The sequence below is a fragment of the Bradyrhizobium sp. 186 genome (genome assembly GCF_023101685.1).
Lineage (GTDB): Bacteria > Pseudomonadota > Alphaproteobacteria > Rhizobiales > Xanthobacteraceae > Bradyrhizobium.
Genome location: NZ_CP082164.1, coordinates 10,242,596 through 10,261,499, shown reverse-complemented (window position 1 = coordinate 10,261,499; position 18,904 = coordinate 10,242,596). Strand labels below are relative to the sequence as shown.

16 protein-coding genes are annotated in these 18,904 nt (G+C 64.5%); 11 read left to right on the top strand and 5 right to left on the bottom strand.

Going from position 1 to position 18,904, the window contains the following annotated elements; all coding sequences use genetic code 11:
* Positions 1-5: 5 nt before the first annotated feature.
* Both IVB18_RS49035 and IVB18_RS49030 read right to left on the bottom strand, forming a co-directional pair.
* Positions 6-413, bottom strand: coding sequence for a type II toxin-antitoxin system VapC family toxin (locus IVB18_RS49035; RefSeq protein WP_247987189.1), 408 nt, complete (start codon positions 411-413; stop codon positions 6-8).
* Positions 413-667, bottom strand: coding sequence for a type II toxin-antitoxin system VapB family antitoxin (locus IVB18_RS49030; RefSeq protein WP_247987188.1), 255 nt, complete (start codon positions 665-667; stop codon positions 413-415). Before IVB18_RS49030 ends, IVB18_RS49035 begins: the two co-directional genes overlap by 1 nt.
* Before the next feature lie 198 nt (positions 668-865).
* Between IVB18_RS49030 and zapE the strand changes: the two genes are divergently transcribed.
* From zapE to IVB18_RS48980, 10 genes are all read left to right on the top strand, one after another.
* Positions 866-2,050: a cell division protein ZapE gene (gene zapE, locus IVB18_RS49025; RefSeq protein WP_247987187.1), complete on the top strand. Its 1,185-nt coding sequence runs from the start codon at positions 866-868 to the stop codon at positions 2,048-2,050.
* Positions 2,051-2,299: 249 nt separating this feature from the next.
* Positions 2,300-3,268, top strand: a complete 969-nt coding sequence (gene mdh / locus IVB18_RS49020) for a malate dehydrogenase (RefSeq protein ID WP_247987186.1) — start codon at positions 2,300-2,302, stop codon at positions 3,266-3,268.
* A gap of 202 nt (positions 3,269-3,470) precedes the next feature.
* The gene (gene sucC, locus IVB18_RS49015) at positions 3,471-4,667 is read left to right on the top strand and encodes an ADP-forming succinate--CoA ligase subunit beta (RefSeq protein WP_247987185.1); all 1,197 of its coding nucleotides are present in this window, start codon (positions 3,471-3,473) and stop codon (positions 4,665-4,667) included.
* Positions 4,668-4,671: 4 nt separating this feature from the next.
* Positions 4,672-5,151, top strand: coding sequence for a DUF1579 family protein (locus IVB18_RS49010; protein WP_247987184.1), 480 nt, complete (start codon positions 4,672-4,674; stop codon positions 5,149-5,151).
* A 33-nt stretch (positions 5,152-5,184) separates the two neighbouring features.
* Positions 5,185-6,069, top strand: coding sequence for a succinate--CoA ligase subunit alpha (sucD, locus tag IVB18_RS49005; RefSeq protein ID WP_247987183.1), 885 nt, complete (start codon positions 5,185-5,187; stop codon positions 6,067-6,069).
* A gap of 137 nt (positions 6,070-6,206) precedes the next feature.
* Positions 6,207-9,176 (top strand): 2-oxoglutarate dehydrogenase E1 component, encoded by a 2,970-nt coding sequence (locus IVB18_RS49000; protein WP_247987182.1) that lies wholly within the window; start codon positions 6,207-6,209, stop codon positions 9,174-9,176.
* A 163-nt stretch (positions 9,177-9,339) separates the two neighbouring features.
* Positions 9,340-10,584: a 2-oxoglutarate dehydrogenase complex dihydrolipoyllysine-residue succinyltransferase gene (odhB, locus tag IVB18_RS48995; protein WP_247987181.1), complete on the top strand. Its 1,245-nt coding sequence runs from the start codon at positions 9,340-9,342 to the stop codon at positions 10,582-10,584.
* A 65-nt stretch (positions 10,585-10,649) separates the two neighbouring features.
* Positions 10,650-11,399 (top strand): SDR family oxidoreductase, encoded by a 750-nt coding sequence (locus IVB18_RS48990; protein WP_247987180.1) that lies wholly within the window; start codon positions 10,650-10,652, stop codon positions 11,397-11,399.
* Between the two features lie 37 nt (positions 11,400-11,436).
* Positions 11,437-12,837: a dihydrolipoyl dehydrogenase gene (lpdA, locus tag IVB18_RS48985; protein WP_247987179.1), complete on the top strand. Its 1,401-nt coding sequence runs from the start codon at positions 11,437-11,439 to the stop codon at positions 12,835-12,837.
* Between the two features lie 34 nt (positions 12,838-12,871).
* Entirely contained in the window at positions 12,872-13,402 is a 531-nt protein-coding gene (locus IVB18_RS48980) for a hypothetical protein (protein WP_247987178.1), read from the top strand.
* A 165-nt stretch (positions 13,403-13,567) separates the two neighbouring features.
* Here IVB18_RS48980 and IVB18_RS48975 read toward each other — a convergent pair whose 3' ends face one another.
* Positions 13,568-14,158, bottom strand: a complete 591-nt coding sequence (locus tag IVB18_RS48975; protein WP_247987177.1) for a DUF4337 domain-containing protein — start codon at positions 14,156-14,158, stop codon at positions 13,568-13,570.
* Between the two features lie 83 nt (positions 14,159-14,241).
* Entirely contained in the window at positions 14,242-15,207 is a 966-nt protein-coding gene (locus IVB18_RS48970) for a tyrosine recombinase XerC (protein ID WP_247987176.1), read from the bottom strand.
* Between the two features lie 124 nt (positions 15,208-15,331).
* Here IVB18_RS48970 and IVB18_RS48965 point away from each other — a divergent pair, with 124 nt between their 5' ends.
* Positions 15,332-17,542, top strand: a complete 2,211-nt coding sequence (locus IVB18_RS48965; protein WP_247987175.1) for a primosomal protein N' — start codon at positions 15,332-15,334, stop codon at positions 17,540-17,542.
* Positions 17,543-17,794: 252 nt separating this feature from the next.
* Here the strand turns inward: IVB18_RS48965 and IVB18_RS48960 are convergent, their stop codons facing one another.
* The gene (locus IVB18_RS48960) at positions 17,795-18,283 is read right to left on the bottom strand and encodes a septal ring lytic transglycosylase RlpA family protein (protein WP_247987174.1); all 489 of its coding nucleotides are present in this window, start codon (positions 18,281-18,283) and stop codon (positions 17,795-17,797) included.
* Between the last annotated feature and the right edge of the window lie 621 nt (positions 18,284-18,904).

Here is an 18,904-nt window from a genome sequence, read left to right as displayed (position 1 = left end):
CGTCGCTATCGCAGCGGCGCCACGCCGGGCCGGCTGATATCAGTCTTCGCAAAATCCCCGCCGCCCTTGAACAGCAGCGGCTCGCTGCGGGTCACCGCCAGCGCATAGGAAAAGCAGTCGCCGTAGTTCAGCGCAGCGGCGTGACGTCCCTTTCCGTAGCGTCGCCACGCGCGTCGTGCCGCATCGGTCTGTTCGGCGTCGACGGCAACGATCTCGGCACCGATCTTGAGCAGCCAAAGGTCGAACTCACGCCCGCCCGCGTCACCCATCCGCGTTTCAAGCACCATCGCTGCTTCGAGCACGGTTGCTGCCGAGATCAGTCGGACCGGGTCATCCGCAATCTGGATTTCCATCCGTGACGCGTCCGGCTCGTTGAGGGCGATTGCGACAATCGCCGATGTGTCGATCACCATCAGCGCGGGAATCCGTGCTCGTCATAGCCGAGGATCTCTTCCGGCGTTCGGTCATCGACCACGGGCATCTCGCTCCAGCGCCGCCGGATCTCCGCCATGTCTTCCAACAGAGCGGTCTTGCGGGATTGGCTGCCGAGGCGGTGCAATCGCTCCTCGATGGCGCGCTTGGTCGCGGTGGTGATGTTCTCGCCGGTCAATTTCGCCAGATTCCGCGCCAATAGCTCGGTTTCGTGGTCCTTGATGCTGAGTGCCATGTAAGGTTCCTTGGTTCCTCCTTAGGTATATTCTACCTTCTGCAAAGGCAAGGTGAGAAAGCAAGGGGTGGGATCGCTCGGTTCGAGGTGACGTCGTGGCAGCAGGTGGAGGAGAACCCGAGGAAGCATGAAGAAGCGCATACGTCGTTGCGCCAATACACGGTTGCAATTTGCCCCCGTCTCTGGCGGTAAAGGGCCATGCTCTCGACCCCCAGTTCCCCATTCCGCGAGGCGTATCAGGCTGAGATTGCCTCGGGCGCGATCGAGCCCGACGCCGCACAAGCCGAAGTCGCCGAAGCCTATGCGGCGCTGGACCAGCGGCTCGCGAGCTACAAGCCCGCGCGCAAGCAAGGCCTGCTCAGCCGTTTGTTCAGCAGCGACAAGGACGAGGCGCCGCGCGGGCTCTACGTCCATGGCGAGGTCGGCCGCGGCAAGACCATGCTGATGGACCTGTTCTTCCAGCACGCCTCCGTCGAGCACAAGCGGCGCGCGCATTTCCACGAGTTCATGGCCGAAGTACATGAGCGCATCTACGGCTATCGCCAGAACATCGCACGCGGCGAGATCGCCGACGGCGACGTCATCGCGCTGACGGCGAACGCGATCTTCGAGGAGAGCTGGCTGCTCTGCTTCGACGAATTCCACGTCACCGACATCGCCGACGCGATGATCCTCGGCCGCCTGTTCGCAAAGCTGCTCGAGTTCGGCACCGTGGTGGTCGCGACCTCCAACGTCGCGCCCGACGATCTCTACAAGGGCGGTCTGAATCGTTCGCTGTTCCTGCCGTTCATCAAGCAGATCACCGACCACATGGACGTGCTGCGGCTGGACGCGCGCACCGATTTCCGGCTGGAGAAACTCCAGGGCGTGCCGATGTGGCTGACGCCGGCGGACGCCGACGCGGACACGGCGCTCGACCGCGCCTGGTCGAAGATGACCGGCGGCGCCAAATGCAAGTCGCGCGATATTTCGATCAAGGGGCGCATCCTGCACGTGCCGTGCTCGGCCCATGGCGTGGCGCGGTTCGGATTTGCGGATCTCTGCGAAAGACCGCTCGGCGCATCCGATTACCTCAGGCTTGCGCACGATTATCACACCATCCTGGTCGACCATATTCCAGTGATGGACGTCTCTCAGCGCAACGCCGCCAAGCGTTTCATTACGCTGATCGATACGCTCTATGACAATGCCGTGAAGCTGATGGCCTCGGCCGATGCCAACCCGATATCGCTCTATCTCGCCCACGAAGGCAACGAGGCCAACGAGTTCAAGCGGACCTCGTCGCGCCTGATCGAGATGAGCTCGGAATCCTATCTGGCACTGCCCCATGGCCGCAAGGATTCCACTGCCAGCGGCTCCACCAAGGGGCTGGTGGAGACTTAAGTCCTAATTATTCTGTCGCCAAGGTCGTCATTCCGGGGCGCCCGCCCTTCGCGGGCGAACCCGGAATCCCGAAGTCGTGGCGCGAGATTCCGGGTTCGCGACTTTCGTCGCGCCCCGGAATGACAAGGTTGCGCTCGTATACTCGGCAAGCCCGACAATTGGGCATCCGGCGACTTGAACGGGGGAAGCGAAAGGGATAACCACCCTGTCAGTTTTCCCCTCCTTCGGATGCCTAAAGGACAGGTTCACATGGCGCGCGACAAGATTGCTTTGATTGGCTCCGGCCAGATCGGCGGAACGCTGGCTCACCTCATCGGCCTGAAAGAACTGGGCGACGTCGTGATGTTCGACATCGCCGAGGGCGTGCCGCAGGGCAAGGCGCTCGACATCGCGCAGTCCTCGCCGGTCGACGGTTTTGACACCCACTACACCGGCGCCAATTCCTACGAGGCGCTCGATAACGCCAAGGTCTGCATCGTCACTGCCGGTGTGCCGCGCAAGCCCGGCATGAGCCGCGATGACCTCCTCTCCATCAACCTCAAGGTCATGGAGCAGGTCGGCGCCGGCATCAAGAAGTACGCCCCCGACGCCTTCGTCATCTGCATCACCAATCCGCTCGACGCCATGGTCTGGGCGCTGCAGAAGGCCTCGGGCCTGCCGCACAAGAAGGTCGTCGGCATGGCCGGCGTGCTGGATTCATCGCGCTTCCGCTACTTCCTGGCCGACGAGTTCAACGTCTCGGTCGAGGACGTCACCGCCTTCGTGCTCGGCGGCCATGGCGACACCATGGTGCCGCTGGTGAAGTACTCCACGGTTGCCGGCATTCCGCTGCCCGACCTCGTCAAGATGGGCTGGACCTCGCAGGCGCGCCTCGACGAGATCGTCGACCGCACCCGCAACGGCGGCGCCGAAATCGTCAACCTGCTCAAGACCGGCTCCGCCTTCTATGCGCCGGCGGCTTCCGCGATCGCGATGGCCGAGAGCTACCTGCGCGACAAGAAGCGCGTGCTGGCCAGCGCCGCCTACCTCAACGGCGAATACGGCGTGAAGGACATGTATGTCGGCGTGCCCGTCGTGATCGGCTCCAAGGGCGTCGAGCGCGTCGTCGAGATCGAGCTTGCCGGCAAGGACCGCGAGGCCTTCGACAAGTCGGTCGGCGCGGTGCAGGGTCTCGTGGACGCCTGCAAGAAGATCGCGCCCGATCTTCTCGGCCGCTAAGCGCAACAATCCCGCCGAAGATCGAAAACCGGTCTTCGGCGGTTTCATTTCCGGGGCCCGCGTTGAGCGGGTTTCGGGTCCGCAGTCCAGAGATCTCGATGTCAAAGAATCCGGGTTGCAGTTCCTGTGGTATATGGTATGCCAGCCACAAGACTGAGGTGGGCCCATCGGGTCACCGCCCGCGGGTTCAGGGAGCGACCATATGAATATCCATGAATACCAGGCCAAAGCGCTGCTGAGCGAGTTCGGCGTGGCGATCTCCAAGGGCGTCCCGGTCCTGAAGCCGGCCGACGCCGAGGGCGCGGCCAAGGCTCTGCCCGGCCCGGTCTGGGTGGTGAAGAGCCAGATCCACGCCGGCGGCCGCGGCAAGGGCAAGTTCAAGGAAGCCTCGGCCGGCGACAAGGGCGGTGTCCGCATCGCCAAGTCGGCCGCGGAGGTCACCGAATTCGCCAAGCAGATGCTCGGCGCCACGCTCGTGACGATCCAGACCGGCCCCGCCGGCAAGCAGGTCAACCGCCTCTACATCGAGGATGGCTCCGACATCGACAAGGAATTCTATCTCTCGATCCTGGTCGACCGCGAGACCTCGCGGGTCTCCTTCGTGGTGTCGACCGAAGGCGGCGTCAACATCGAGGACGTCGCGCACAACAGCCCTGAGAAGATCGTCACCTTCTCGATCGATCCCGCCACCGGCATCATGGGCCACCATGGCCGCACCGTCGCGAACGCGCTGAAACTCTCCGGCGATCTCGCCAAGCAGGCCGAGAAGCTCACCGCGCAGCTCTATGCCGCCTTCGTCGCCAAGGACATGTCGATGCTGGAGATCAACCCGCTGGTCGTGACCAAGCAGGGCCAGCTCCGCGTGCTCGACGCCAAGGTGTCGTTCGACGACAACGCGCTGTTCCGTCATCCCGAGGTGCTGGCGCTGCGCGACGAGACCGAGGAGGACGCCAAGGAAATCGAGGCGTCGAAATACGACCTCAACTACGTCACCCTCGACGGCAATATCGGCTGCATGGTCAACGGCGCCGGTCTCGCCATGGCGACGATGGACATCATCAAGCTCTACGGCATGGCGCCGGCCAACTTCCTCGACGTCGGCGGCAGCGCCAGCAAGGAGAAGGTTGCAGCCGCGTTCAAGATCATCACCGCGGATCCCAACGTGAAGGGCATTCTCGTCAACATCTTCGGTGGTATCATGAAGTGCGACGTGATCGCCGAAGGCGTCACGGCCGCCGTGCGCGAGGTCGGCCTCAGCGTGCCGCTGGTGGTTCGCCTCGAGGGCACCAATGTCGAACTGGGCAAGACGATCATCCGTGAATCCGGCCTGAACGTGGTGCCGGCCGACAATCTCGACGACGCCGCGCAGAAGATCGTGAAGGCCGTCAAGGGAGGCTAAGGCCATGACCCAAGACCATCTCGCTGCATCGTCCCCGCTGCCGGAGCATGCACGCCTTGCGGCGTTCGCCGGCGAATGGAATGGCGAAGAGGTGGTCTTTCCGTCGCGCTGGATCGCCGGCGGACCGGCCACCTCGCGCACCGTGGCACGCATGGATCTCAACGGCTTCTACCTGGTCCAGGACTCGGTCCAGATGCGCGACGGCAAGCAGGCCTTCGCCACCCACGGCATCTTCACCTACGACCGCGACGACCGGACCTACAAATTGTTCTGGTACGACTCGCTCGGCTACACGCCGCCCTCGCCCGCTTCCGGCGGCTGGGTCGGCAAGACCTTGACGCTGGTGCGCGGCTCGCTGCGCGGCAATGCGCGCCACATCTACGAGATCATCGACGATAATGCCTATTCGTTGAAGATCCAGTTCTCGCCGGACGCAGAAGGCTGGGCCGACGTGCTCACCGGCGTCTATCGTCGCATCCACTGACCTCACACTGTTAGTTTCGCGAAAGCAGACCTCATGTCCATCCTGATCGACAAGAACACCAAGGTCATCTGCCAGGGCTTTACCGGCAAGAACGGCACCTTCCACTCGGAGGCCGCGGTTGCCTACGGCACCAAGATGGTCGGCGGCACCTCGCCGGGCAAAGGCGGCTCGACGCATCTGGGACTGCCGGTGTTCGACACTGTGCGCGAGGCGCGTGAGAAGACCGGCGCCGATGCGTCGGTAATCTACGTGCCGCCGCCGGGCGCGGCCGATGCGATCTGCGAGGCCATCGACGCCGAGATGCCGCTGATCGTCTGCATCACCGAGGGCATTCCGGTCATCGACATGGTGCGGGTGAAGCGTTCGCTGGCCGGCTCCAAGTCGCGTCTGATCGGGCCGAACTGCCCGGGCGTCATGACCGCCGGCGAGTGCAAGATCGGCATCATGCCGGCCAACATCTTCAAGACCGGCAGCGTCGGCATCGTCTCCCGCTCCGGCACCCTGACCTATGAAGCCGTGTTCCAGACCTCGCAGGAAGGCCTCGGCCAGACCACCGCGGTCGGCATCGGCGGCGACCCGGTCAAGGGAACCGAGTTCATCGACGTGCTGGAAATGCTGCTCGCCGACCCCAAGACCGAGTCGATCATCATGATCGGCGAGATCGGCGGTTCCGCCGAGGAGGACGCCGCCCAGTTCCTCAAGGACGAGGCCAAGCGCGGCCGCAAGAAGCCGATGGTCGGCTTCATCGCCGGCGTTACCGCACCTCCCGGCCGTCGTATGGGCCATGCCGGCGCGATCATCTCGGGCGGCAAGGGCGACGCCGGTTCCAAGACCGACGCGATGAAATCGGCAGGGATTACAGTGTCGCCGTCTCCCGCCCGCCTCGGGCATACGCTTGCCGAAAAATTGAAGGACTAATTCACTCCTTCGTGCTTTTCCGGGCGAAGTTTCGCAGCAAATAGGATAAATGGTGCCTGTCGCGCTGAGCCTCTGCCGGGGAGCTCAGCGCGAGCGCCGTTTGTTATGCGCGAACCGAAATCGCCAGGAACTCAAGTATGTCTCGCCAAGACGCGAACGCAGCCTTTGCCCTCTCCTCCTTTTTGCAGGGCACCAACGCCACCTACATCGACGAAATCTACGCCCGCTACGAGAAGGATCCGTCCTCGGTCGACGCCGAGTGGCAGGAGTTCTTCAAGAGCCTGAAGGACCAGCCGGACGACGTCCGCCGGAACGCCCAGGGCCCGTCCTGGGGGCGCGCCAACTGGCCGCTGACGCCGCAGGACGACCTCACCTCCGCCCTCGACGGCAATTGGGCGGAAGTCGAGAAGGCGGTCGGCAGCAAGATCGCCGCCAAGGCACAGGCCAAGGGGGGCGACAAGGGCGTCGGCATTTCTTCCGCCGAAGTGCTCCAGGCCACGCGCGATTCCGTCCGCGCGCTGATGCTGATCCGCTCCTACCGCATGCGCGGCCACTTCCACGCCAAGCTCGACCCGCTCGGCATCGAGGCCCCGCGCAATCGCGAAGAGCTTGACCCCCGCACCTACGGCTTCAGCGAAGCCGATTTCGACCGCAAGATCTTCCTCGATCACGTGCTCGGCCTCGAATATGCGACGCTGCGCGAGATCACCGCGATCTGCGAGCGCACCTACTGCCAGACGCTCGGCGTCGAGTTCATGCACATCAGCAACGCTGCGCAGAAGGCCTGGATCCAGGAGCGCATCGAAGGACCGGACAAGGAGATCTCGTTCACCCGCGAAGGTCGCCGCGCGATCCTGACGAAGCTGGTCGAAGCCGAAGGCTTCGAGAAATTCTGCGACACCAAGTTCACCGGCACCAAGCGTTTCGGTCTCGACGGCGCCGAGTCGCTGATCCCGGCGCTCGAGCAGATCATCAAGCGTGGCGGCAATCTCGGCGTGAAGGAAGTCGTGGTCGGCATGCCGCATCGCGGCCGCCTCAACGTGCTGACGCAGGTGATGGGCAAGGCGCATCGCGCGCTGTTCCACGAGTTCAAGGGCGGCTCGGCCAACCCGGACGCGGTGGAAGGTTCGGGTGACGTCAAGTATCACCTCGGCGCGTCCTCGGACCGCGAGTTCGACGGCAACCGCATCCATCTGTCGCTGACCGCGAACCCCTCGCATCTCGAGATCGTCGATCCCGTGGTGCTCGGCAAGGTCCGCGCCAAGCAGGACCAGCACGGCGATCCGCCGGACCAGCGCATTTCGGTGATGCCGCTGCTGATGCATGGCGACGCGGCGTTCGCCGGCCAGGGCGTCGTCGCGGAATGCTTCGGCCTGTCGGACCTGAAGGGCTATCGGACCGGCGGCTCCGTGCACTTCATCGTCAACAACCAGATCGGGTTCACCACCTATCCGCGCTACTCCCGCTCTTCGCCTTACCCGTCCGACGTGGCGAAGATGATCGACGCGCCGATCTTCCACGTGAACGGCGACGATCCGGAAGCCGTCGTGTTCGCGGCCAAGGTCGCGACCGAGTTCCGGCAGAAGTTCCACAAGCCTGTCGTCATCGACATGTTCTGCTATCGCCGGCATGGCCATAACGAGGGCGACGAGCCCGCGTTCACCCAGCCGGTGATGTACAAGAAGATCGCGGCTCATCCCACGACGCTGGAGCTTTACGCCCGCCGCCTCGTGAGCGAAGGCGTGATGACCGAGGGCGAGGTCGACAAGGCCAAGGCCGACTGGCGCGCGCGGCTCGATGCCGAGTTCGAGGCCGGCACCTCCTACAAGCCGAACAAAGCCGACTGGCTCGACGGCAAATGGGCCGGTTTCAAGATCGCCGATCAGGAAGAAGATGCACGGCGCGGCGTCACCGGCGTCGACACCGCCGAGCTGAAGGAAATCGGCCGCAAGATCACCAAGGTGCCGGACGGTTTTCGCGTTCACCGTACCATCCAGCGCTTCCTCGACAACCGCTCCAAGGCGATCGACACCGGCGTCGGCATCGACTGGGCGACCGGCGAGGCACTGGCGTTCTGCACACTGCTCAACGAGAACCATCATGTCCGCCTGTCGGGCCAGGATTCCGAGCGCGGCACCTTCTCGCAGCGCCACTCGGTCCTGATCGACCAGGAGGACGAGAGCCGTTACACGCCGTACAACCATCTCGGCCACGAGCAGGGCCATTACGAGGTCATCAACTCGCTGCTCTCGGAAGAAGCCGTGCTCGGCTTCGAATACGGCTATTCACTCGCTGAGCCGAACACGCTGACGCTGTGGGAAGCGCAGTTCGGCGACTTCGCCAACGGCGCCCAGGTCGTGTTCGACCAGTTCATCTCCTCGGGCGAGCGCAAATGGCTGCGCATGTCCGGCCTCGTCTGCCTCTTGCCGCACGGCTATGAGGGCCAGGGCCCGGAGCACTCCTCGGCGCGTCTCGAGCGTTACTTGCAGATGTCCGCCGAAGACAACATGCAGGTGGTCTACCCGACCACGCCGGCAAATTACTTCCACGTGCTGCGGCGCCAGCTCCATCGCGAGATCCGCAAGCCGCTGATCGTGATGACGCCGAAGTCGCTGCTGCGTCACAAGCGGGCGGTGTCGCGCCTGGAGGAGCTCGCGAAGGATACGACCTTCCACCGCATCCTCTATGATGACGCCCAGATGCTGCCGAACGAGGCCGTCAAGCTCGTTCCGGACGAAAAAATCCGCCGCATCGTGCTCTGCTCGGGCAAGGTCTATTACGATCTCTACGAGGAGCGCGAGAAGCGCGGCATCGACGACATCTACCTGTTGCGCGTCGAGCAGCTCTATCCGGTGCCGCTGAAGGCGCTGGTTGCCGAGCTGTTGCGCTTCAAGAAGGCCGAGGTGATCTGGTGCCAGGAAGAGCCGCGCAACATGGGTGCGTGGCACTTCATCGAGCCCTATCTGGAATGGGTGCTGAACCAGGTGCACGGCGTGAGCCGGCGTCCGCGTTATGTCGGCCGCGCCGCCTCCGCCGCGACCGCCACTGGTCTGATGTCCAAGCATCAGGCGCAGCTGAAGGCGTTCCTGGACGAAGCATTGAGCTGAACTTTTTCGAACTGCGTCATGCCCCGCGCGAGCGGGGCATCCAGTGCGTCGCGACGTCCGTTCTGAATGCGAACGTCCCGGCTTGCTGGATGGCCTGCTTTTCGCACGGCCTGTGACACCTGAAAATTCACGACCGCATTGGCGATCCCTTAAGGAAAAGACCATGACTGAAATTCGTGTGCCGACCCTCGGCGAATCCGTCACCGAGGCCACCATCGGCCGCTGGTTCAAGAAGGCCGGCGATCCCGTCGCCGTCGACGAGCCCTTGGTGGAGCTCGAGACCGACAAGGTCACCATCGAAGTCCCGGCGCCGTCCGCCGGCACGCTGAGCGAGATCGTTGCCGCCGACGGCGCGACCGTTGCGGTCGGTGCGCTGCTCGGCCAGATCACCGAAGGCGCCGCCGGCGCCGCCAAGCCGGCCGCTGCTCCCGCCAAGCCCGCCGCTGCCGCTGCGCCCGTCGCCGCTGCTGCCGCTCCGGCTCCGGCCGCGAAGGCGCCGCCGGCCGATGCGCCGCTGGCGCCGTCCGTGCGAAAACTCTCCGCCGAGACCGGCATTGACGCCTCGACCGTTCCCGGCTCCGGCAAGGACGGCCGCGTCACCAAGGGCGACATGCTCGCCGCGATCGAGCGTGCGGCTTCCGCGCCGACCCCGGTCAATCAGCCGGCCGCCGCCGTGCAGGTGCGCGCACCGTCGCCCGCCGACGCCGCCGCCCGCGAAGAGCGCGTCAAGATGACCCGGCTGCGCCAGACCATCGCGCGCCGCCTCAAGGACGTGCAGAACACCGCGGCGATGCTGACGACCTTCAACGAGGTCGACATGACCAACGTCATGGCGTTGCGCGCGCACTACAAGGACGCATTCGAGAAGAAGCACGGCTCGAAGCTCGGCTTCATGGGCTTCTTCACCAAGGCCGTCGTGCAGGGGCTGAAGGATATCCCGGCCGTCAACGCCGAGATCGACGGCACCGACCTGATCTACAAGGACTACTATCACATCGGCGTCGCCGTCGGCACCGACAAGGGCCTGGTCGTGCCGGTCGTGCGCGACTGTGATAACAAGTCGATCGCCGACATCGAGAAGGGCATCGCCGATTTCGGGCGCCGCGCCCGCGACGGCCAGCTCAAGATCGACGAGATGCAGGGCGGCACCTTCACCATCACCAATGGCGGCATCTACGGCTCGCTGATGTCGACGCCGATCCTGAATGCGCCGCAGTCCGGCATTCTGGGCATGCACAAGATCCAGGAGCGGCCGATGGTGATCGGCGGCAAGATCGAAGTGCGCCCGATGATGTATCTGGCGCTGTCCTATGATCACCGCGTGATCGACGGCAAGGAAGCCGTGACCTTCCTGGTGCGCGTCAAGGAGAGCCTGGAAGATCCGGCGCGGCTGGTGCTCGATCTCTGATCGCTGATGCTCTGCGAGCGCCGTCGCCACGACGCGACGGCGCGTGTCGAACCATGGAGGCGCGCGTGACGGATAGGGTTGCGATCATCACCGGCGGCAGCCGCGGCATCGGGCGAGCGACCGCGATCGCCGCCGCGGCGCGCGGCTTCCGTATCGTTGTCGGCTATGCCAGCAACAAGGTGGCCGCGGACGAGGTCGTCGCCCAGATCGAGGCCAGCAACGGCAAGGCCATTGCGGTGAAGTGCGATGTCGCCGAGGAAAGCGATATCCTGATGCTGTTCGAGGCTGCCGATCAGTTCGGCACGCTCGGCGCGCTCGTCAACAATGGCGGTATTGTCGGGACGAGCGGCGTGCGTGTCGACGAGATGTCAGCCGAGCGCATCCAGCGCGTGATGGCCGTCAACGTCACCGGCAGCATTCTATGCGCGCGCGAAGCTGTGAAGCGGATGTCTACGAAACACGGCGGCCAGGGCGGCGTCATCGTCAATCTGTCATCGGTGGCTGCCAAGCTCGGTGCGCCGAACACCTATGTCGACTATGCGGCGTCCAAGGGCGCGATCGATTCCTTCACCATCGGCCTTGGCTATGAGGTTGCCGCCGAAGGCATCCGCGTCGCCGGCATTCGCCCCGGCCTGATCGACACCGAAATCCACGCCGCCGGCGGCGAGCCCGACCGCGCCCACCGTCTGGCGCATATGGTGCCGATGAAGCGCGTCGGCACCGCGGAGGAAATCGCCAACGCCATCGTCTGGCTGATGTCGGACGATGCCTCCTACGTCACCTCAGCCATTCTCGATGTGTCCGGCGGACGCTGACACATCCTTTCACGCCAAACTTACGGGACTTCCTCTCATGGCTACCTACGATCTCGTCGTCATCGGCACCGGACCGGGCGGTTATGTCTGCGCGGTGCGCGCAAGCCAGCTCGGCATGAAAGTCGCGGTGGTGGAAAAGAACGCCACCCTCGGCGGCACCTGCCTGAATGTCGGCTGCATGCCCTCCAAGGCGCTACTGCACGCCTCGGAAATGTTCGAGGAGGCCGGGCACTCTTTCGCCAAGATGGGCGTCAGTGTCTCCGCGCCGAAGCTCGATCTGCCTTCGATGATGAACTTCAAGCAGCAGGGCATCGACGGCAACGTCAAGGGCGTCGAGTTCCTGATGAAGAAGAACAAGATCGACGTGCTGAAGGGCGCCGGAAAGATTCTCGGCACCGGCAAGGTCGAGGTGTCCGTTGACGGCAAGTCGCTGACGATCGAGACCAAGAGCATCGTCATCGCCACCGGTTCCGACATCGCGCGCCTCAAGGGCATCGAGATCGACGAGAAACGCATCGTGTCGTCGACCGGCGCGCTGTCGCTGGACAGGGTCCCCGGCAAGCTGCTGATCGTCGGCGCCGGCGTGATCGGGCTCGAGCTCGGCTCGGTCTGGCAACGTCTCGGTGCCGAAGTCGTCGTCGTGGAATTTTTGGACCGCATCATGCCCGGCATGGACGGCGAGATCGCAAAACAATTCCAGCGCATCCTGGAGAAGCAGGGATTTGCGTTCAAGCTCGGCGCCAAGGTCACGGGCGTCGACACGTCGGGCAAGACGCTGAAGGCGACGATCGAGCCCGCTGCCGGCGTCGCCGCAGAGACGCTGGAAGCCGATGTCGTTCTCGTCTGCATCGGCCGCGTGCCGTACACGGATGGGCTGGGCCTGAAGGAAGCCGGCGTTGCGCTGGACAATCGGGGCCGCGTCCAGATCGATCCGCATTTCGCCACCAGCGTGAAGGGCGTCTATGCCATCGGCGACGTCGTCGCGGGCCCCATGCTCGCGCACAAGGCCGAGGATGAAGGCGTGGCTGTTGCCGAGATCATCGCCGGTCAGGCCGGTCACGTGAACTACGACGTTATCCCAGGCGTCGTGTATACCACGCCCGAAGTGTCCTGCGTCGGCAAGACCGAGGAGGAACTGAAGCAGGCTGGTGTGGCTTATACCGTCGGGAAGTTTCCATTTACCGCCAATGGCCGTTCCAAGGTCAACCAGACCACGGACGGCTTTGTGAAGATTCTCGCAGATGCGAAGACCGATCGCGTGCTCGGCGTGCACATTATCGGCCGCGAAGCCGGCGAAATGATCCATGAAGCAGCCGTTCTCATGGAGTTTGGCGGCAGTGCGGAAGATCTCGCGCGCACCTGCCACGCGCATCCGACCCGCTCCGAGGCCATCAAGGAGGCTGCGCTTGCAGTCGGCAAGCGGGCCATCCATATGTAGGGCACGCCCCGAGCCGAATCGGGCGGGACAACACATGCTGCGCCGCCTTCTTCAACCGGTCTGGGTTCTGCTGGCGATCATCTTCCTGATCGAAGCGTGGCTGTGGGACCATCTGGAACCAATCGTCGCGCGGGTTGTCGCAATCATCCCGCTCGCTCGGTTCAAGCAATGGCTGTCCGAGCGCGTCGATGCGCTGTCGCCAGCCATGACGCTCATCGTGTTCGCGGTCCCCATCATCCCGCTGTTTCCGCTCAAGCTGGTCGGCCTGTGGCTGCTCACGCATGAATACTGGACCAGCGCGGTCTTCACGATCCTGTTCGCGAAGCTGCTTGGCGTCGGCGTCACCGCCTTCGTCTTCGACGTGACGCGCGACAAGCTCATGGAGATGGTCTGGTTCGAGCGGCTCTATGCTCTGGTGCTGAAGCTGCGCGCCAAGGCCGCCGAGCTCGTCAATCCGATCAAGCAGCGCATCAGGGAGCTCATCACCGGCAATGGTGAAGGCTGGTCCTCGCGTACACTCCGCCTGATCCAGCGCTTCCGCAAGAGCGTGCACGAAGCGCGCTAGCGGTTCGCCGCATACTCGGTGTCATTGCCCGGCTTGACCGGGCAATCCAGAGATAGCGGTGGGATACGGAGAAGCCGCGGCGTACTGGATGCCCCGGTCAAAGCCGGGGCATGACAGCGGAATGTGTGGCGGCCGATTTGCTTTGCCGTCGTTACGCGACACCGTTTAGTGCAAATGCACCAGATGCGGCCACCACAGGCCGAGCGCGGTCATGACGATGCCGGCGAGCGTCAGGATGCCGCCGACATAGGCGAGCGCGAATATGCCGGTGATGATGGTGGCTGACGCCAGCACGATGCCGATCTGGAAGGCGGCCGACGCAAGCTCGAAGTGATGATACTTCGCGGTCGCCTCGTCGCGCTCATGCTCGGCGTGCTTGGCTTTCTCGGCGAGCTGCTCGGTGCCTTCGCCGGTCTCCGGCTCGGAGCGGTAGCGCGCCGCGGTCTTCTGCCAGTCCTCGATCTGCTTCTGCACCGCGGCCTTGGTGGCGTCGTCGGTTGCGGAGCCCAGCGTCAGCTTGCCCTGCTCGGCCGCGGTTACCACCACGGTGCGGCGGACGCTCTTGGCCTGGAAGAACGCCCAGAGGTTGGCGGCCTCGACATTCTTGCTGATCGATTCGGTCTGGGCGCCCTTGCCGAGCGTCTCGGAGATCGCCAGGAACAGCGCCAGCACGGCGATCAGAAGGGCGATCTTCTTGTTCGAGCCGGACGCGTGCTCGGCGTGTTCGGCGTGCTCCATGCTTTCATGTGCGCTCATGATGTCCCTCCTGCCTCGGTTCCCCACGATTGACCGAACCGCGGGCGCCGCGCAAGAGGCAAGGAAGTTATGACGTCAGTGTGTCACCGCCGCGGATGCGCGCTCGCATAGACTTCCAGCAGCCGCTCGGAATCGATGCCGGTGTAGATCTGCGTGGTCGAGAGCGAGGAATGGCCGAGCAATTCCTGGATTGCGCGCAGGTCACCGCCACGCGACAACAGATGCGTGGCGAAGGAATGCCGGAGCGCGTGCGGCGTGGCGCTATCGGGCAGGCCGAGCGCGCCGCGCAGCCGCTCCATCGCGAGCTGGATAATGCGCGGGCTCAACGGGCCACCGCGCGCACCAAGGAAAATTGGGCCCTCGGGAGGCAGCGGATACGGGCAGATCGCAACGTACTCCTGGACGAGCCCAAGCACGTTTTGCAGCACCGGCACCATGCGGGTCTTGTTGCCCTTGCCGGTGACGACGAGCACGTCGCCTTCGCCGGGCCTCGGCACCTCGCGGCGCTTCAGGCCCAGCGCTTCGGAGATGCGCAGGCCTGAGCCGTACAAGAGCGCCATCACGGCGGCATCGCGGGCCAGGATCCAGGTCTCGCGCTCCTCGCCGGCGCGCTCGTCGGCGTCCGCAAGACGCTTTGCGGATGCCATCGGAAGAGGTTTTGGCAGGCTCTTTGAGACCTTCGGCGCGCGGATTGCCGACAGGGCGCCGACCTTGCCCTTGCCTTCGCGCTCGAGGAAGCGGCCGAAGGAGCGCAGGCCCGCGAGCGCACGCATCAGCGAGCGGCCGGACACCTCGTCGGCGCGGCGCATCGCCATGAAGGCGCGGATGTCGGTGGCCTCAAGCGCGGCGAAGCGTGCCAGCGTCACGCGCTCGCCCCAATGGGCGCAGAGGAAATTCAGGCATTGCCGCAAGTCGCGGGCATAGGCCTCCAGCGTCTTCGGGGACAGCCGCCGTTCGGCGCCGAGATGTGACAGCCAGCGCGCCATCTCCTGCGCGATCGACGGATCGGCGCTGGCGAGCTCGATTGGTGGGGCGGCCGCTTTGCTCATGAGCTCTGGACGTGGTGATTCCACTCAGTATATCGCATCACACTCGTTTATCGTTCGCTAAGGCTGCCTCGCGACGCTAGCCTTGAGGCCCCCGGGTTCCGATTCCCTCGTCCAAAGACCATTGATGGATCATTCGCCGCGCAGCAGCACCGCCTCCGCCAACGCGACCCGTATGGTCGACGTGCTGGTGCCGGTCGCGCTCGACCAGACCTATTCCTATCGCGTGCCGCGCGGCATGGAGCTGAAGGCGGGCGATCTCATCGGCGTGCCGCTTGGCCCGCGCGAGGTGCTCGCGGTGGTCTGGGCGGAAAATACCAGTCCGGATCCACGCCTGCACAACCGGTTGAAGGATGTCAGCGAGAAGCTCGATCTTCCGCCCCTGAAGGGCGAACTGCGCTCGGTGGTCGACTGGGTCGCCAATTACACGCTGAGCCCGCGCGGCATGGTGCTGCGCATGTGCCTGAGGATGGGCGAAAACCTCGGCCCCGAGCGGGTGCGCGCCGGCGTCCGCCTGGTCGGCGATCCGCCAAAGCGGCTGACGCCCGCACGGCAGCGCGTGATCGAGCTGCTGTCGGATCGGCTGCTGCACGGCAAATCCGAGGCCGCCAAGGAAGCCGGCGTTTCGACCGGCGTGATCGACGGCCTCGTCGATGAAGGCACGCTCACGGTCGAGCCGTTGCCGCCGCCTCCACCGCCGCCGGCCCCGGATCCGGACTTTGGGCGGCCGGATTTCACGCCGCTCCAGCGTGCCGCGGTCGATACGATGCGCGCGCTCGCCGCCAACGGCACGTTTCACGTCGCGCTGCTCGACGGCGTCACCGGCTCGGGCAAGACCGAGGTCTATTTCGAGGCTATCGCCGAGGCCATCCGCCGCGGCAAGCAATCGCTGATCCTGATGCCGGAGATCGCGCTGACCGGCCAGTTCCTCGACCGCTTCGCGCAGCGCTTTGGCGTGCGGCCGCTGGAGTGGCATTCGGAGCTGACGCCGCGCACACGCGCGCGCAACTGGGCCGCGATCTCGGACGGCAGCGCGCCGGTCGTGGTCGGCGCGCGCTCGGCGCTGTTTTTGCCCTACGCCAATCTCGGGCTCATCGTCGTCGACGAGGAGCACGACCAGGCCTACAAGCAGGATGACGGCGTGCATTATCACGCCCGCGACATGGCGGTGGTGCGGGCGCATATCGCCAAGATTCCGATCGTGCTGGCATCTGCGACGCCCTCGGTCGAATCCGAGGTCAATGCGCGCAAGAATCGCTATCAGCGCATCGCGTTGCCCTCGCGCTTCGGCGGTCAGCACCTGCCGCATATCGAGGCGATCGACCTGCGCCGCGAGCCGCCGGCGCGCGGCCGCTTCATCTCGCCCCGGCTTGCAGGCGAAATGAAGACCGCAATCGAGCGGCGCGAGCAGGCGCTATTGTTCCTCAATCGCCGCGGCTACGCGCCGCTGACCTTGTGCCGCGCCTGCGGCCATCGCTTCGCCTGCACCATTTGCGACGCCTGGCTGGTCGACCATCGCTTCCGCCAGCGGCTGGTCTGTCATCACTGCGGCTTCTCGATGCCGCGCCCGCAAGCCTGCCCGCATTGCGCGGCGGAGGAATCGCTGGTTGCGGTCGGGCCCGGGGTCGAGCGCTTGCAGGAGGAGGCGGCTGCGCTGTTCCCGGAGGCGCGCACCATGGTGCTGTCGAGCGATCTCATCACCTCGATCGAGGCGATGCGCTCGGAGCTGAATGACATTGCCGAAGGCCGCGTCGACATCATCATCGGCACGCAGCTCGTGGCCAAGGGTCACAATTTCCCGCGGCTCAATCTGGTCGGCGTGATCGATGCGGATCTGGGCCTCAGCAATGGCGATCCGCGCGCGGCGGAACGCACCTGGCAATTGCTCAACCAGGTGATCGGCCGTGCCGGGCGCGAGCAGGGCCGCGGCGTCGGCTATCTCCAGACGCACCAGCCCGATCATCCCGTGATGAAGGCGCTGATCGCCTGCGACCGCGAGGCCTTCTACGACAGCGAGATCGATTTGCGCGAGCGCACGCTCTATCCGCCGTTCGGGCGGCTCGCGAGCCTGATCATCTCCGCGGGCGACCGTCCGAGCGCGGAAGGGTTTGGCCGCAGGCTGGTTGCGCTGGCGCCGCGCGACGAGCGCGTACAGGTGCTGGGGCCTGCGGAAGCGCCGCTCGCCGTGATCAAGGGCCGCTACCGCTTCCGTATCCTGGTGAAATCGGCGCGCGGCTTCGACCTCTCGGACTATTTGCGCAACTGGCTCGCCGTCAGCCCGAAGCCGAAGGGCAATCAAAAGCTCGAGGTCGACGTCGACCCGCAGAGTTTTTTGTAGAGACGGCCGCCACACCCTCGATCGTCATTCCGGAACGCGCCGCAAGGCGCGGGCGGAATCCATTTCACCGCAGACTCTGCGGCCCGATGGATTCTCAGATGCGCAATTGCGCATCATAGTTCACGCTTCGCGTGCCCCGGAATGACAGAGAACAAAAAAGCCCACCGTCCCCCAAGGCGGCGGGCTTGTTTCACGCGCGCAGCAAGCTGCTCATGTCCGATGGACGGATGCTGCGCGGCGCGTCGGGTGCCTTTAGGAGACGACCTCGGCGGTGACGCGGCCGACGCCGGCGCCGGTGAGGCCGATGGCGCGGGCAGCACCGGTGGAGAGGTCGAGGACGCGGCCGCGAATGAACGGGCCACGGTCATTGATGGTGACGACGACGCTCGAGCCACCGTGGGTGACGCGCAGCTTGGTGCCGAACGGCAGCGAACGGTGCGCTGCGGTCATGGCGTTCTGGTTGAAGCGCTGGCCCGACGCGGTCTTGCTGCCGGACTCGTTGCCGTAGAAGGAGGCGATGCCGGAGAAGGAGTGCCCGGTGCCCGACGACGGCGTCATGGCAGCGTTGGCACTACGCCAATCCGAGCTGGAATCGTTCTGGGCATGATGGTGATGGTGCCGGTGATGCCTGGATTTGGCGGAAGCTTCGGTGGCAGTTCCACCAACGAGGAGAGTTGCGGCGACGAAAGCGATCGCCGTACGAGGCCGGGTGACGTACCCCAGCGTCTTCAATGACAGCATTTAGTGGTCCCTACGCTAGTATTGCCACATATGTGGCTAATGGAGCCCCCATCAGTTTGTGAGCAGGATGGCGTTTCGTCGCGCAATGAGGCGTGAATTGGGCAGTAGTTCTGCTATGTGTGCGGCTGAAACATCTTGTTACTCGTTCCAGATATTCGCCAGATGCCCTGTGAGCTTCCATTTTAACAATTGGTTAACCAATCGATTACTAGTGAATACTGCAGACCGAAGTCATCGCTATCATTGTTTAGAATTAGGTAAGTATTCGGCGAGTGGTGCGAGCGCGGGCGAATTCACGGCTCAGCGAGTCGTGTTCATGGCCGCTATGCGCTGAGGGCAGGAACGAAACGGCGATGCGACATGTCGCACCCTGCGCAATTCCGTGACGTGGCAGGTGTTCGAGCGGACTTCGCGGAGTGCGACGAACTGGCGAGAGAACGTCGGGCCTTTAACTTGGCGTCATGTTGCACGTGCGCGCCTGCTATGTTAGCAAAGCCGCGATTTTAACGCGCTCGGCACTTCCCGTGTCGGCCGAAAATCGAAGTCCCGCTTGAATTCCAAGGGCTTGGATCGCTAGGCGCCGCTTCGTGGCGACGGTTTTTCCCTTGCGAATTTGACAGC

Coding starts and splice junctions, on each gene's coding strand:
- mdh (WP_247987186.1), top strand. CDS start 2,300: ATGGCGCGCGACAAGATTGCTTTGATTGGCTCCGGCCAGATCGGCGGA.
- sucC (WP_247987185.1), top strand. CDS start 3,471: ATGAATATCCATGAATACCAGGCCAAAGCGCTGCTGAGCGAGTTCGGC.
- IVB18_RS49035 (WP_247987189.1), bottom strand. CDS start 413: ATGGTGATCGACACATCGGCGATTGTCGCAATCGCCCTCAACGAGCCG.
- IVB18_RS48980 (WP_247987178.1), top strand. CDS start 12,872: ATGCTGCGCCGCCTTCTTCAACCGGTCTGGGTTCTGCTGGCGATCATC.
- zapE (WP_247987187.1), top strand. CDS start 866: ATGCTCTCGACCCCCAGTTCCCCATTCCGCGAGGCGTATCAGGCTGAG.
- IVB18_RS49030 (WP_247987188.1), bottom strand. CDS start 667: ATGGCACTCAGCATCAAGGACCACGAAACCGAGCTATTGGCGCGGAAT.
- odhB (WP_247987181.1), top strand. CDS start 9,340: ATGACTGAAATTCGTGTGCCGACCCTCGGCGAATCCGTCACCGAGGCC.
- IVB18_RS48960 (WP_247987174.1), bottom strand. CDS start 18,283: ATGCTGTCATTGAAGACGCTGGGGTACGTCACCCGGCCTCGTACGGCG.
- lpdA (WP_247987179.1), top strand. CDS start 11,437: ATGGCTACCTACGATCTCGTCGTCATCGGCACCGGACCGGGCGGTTAT.
- IVB18_RS48975 (WP_247987177.1), bottom strand. CDS start 14,158: ATGAGCGCACATGAAAGCATGGAGCACGCCGAACACGCCGAGCACGCG.
- IVB18_RS48965 (WP_247987175.1), top strand. CDS start 15,332: ATGGATCATTCGCCGCGCAGCAGCACCGCCTCCGCCAACGCGACCCGT.
- IVB18_RS48970 (WP_247987176.1), bottom strand. CDS start 15,207: ATGAGCAAAGCGGCCGCCCCACCAATCGAGCTCGCCAGCGCCGATCCG.
- IVB18_RS49000 (WP_247987182.1), top strand. CDS start 6,207: ATGTCTCGCCAAGACGCGAACGCAGCCTTTGCCCTCTCCTCCTTTTTG.
- IVB18_RS49010 (WP_247987184.1), top strand. CDS start 4,672: ATGACCCAAGACCATCTCGCTGCATCGTCCCCGCTGCCGGAGCATGCA.
- sucD (WP_247987183.1), top strand. CDS start 5,185: ATGTCCATCCTGATCGACAAGAACACCAAGGTCATCTGCCAGGGCTTT.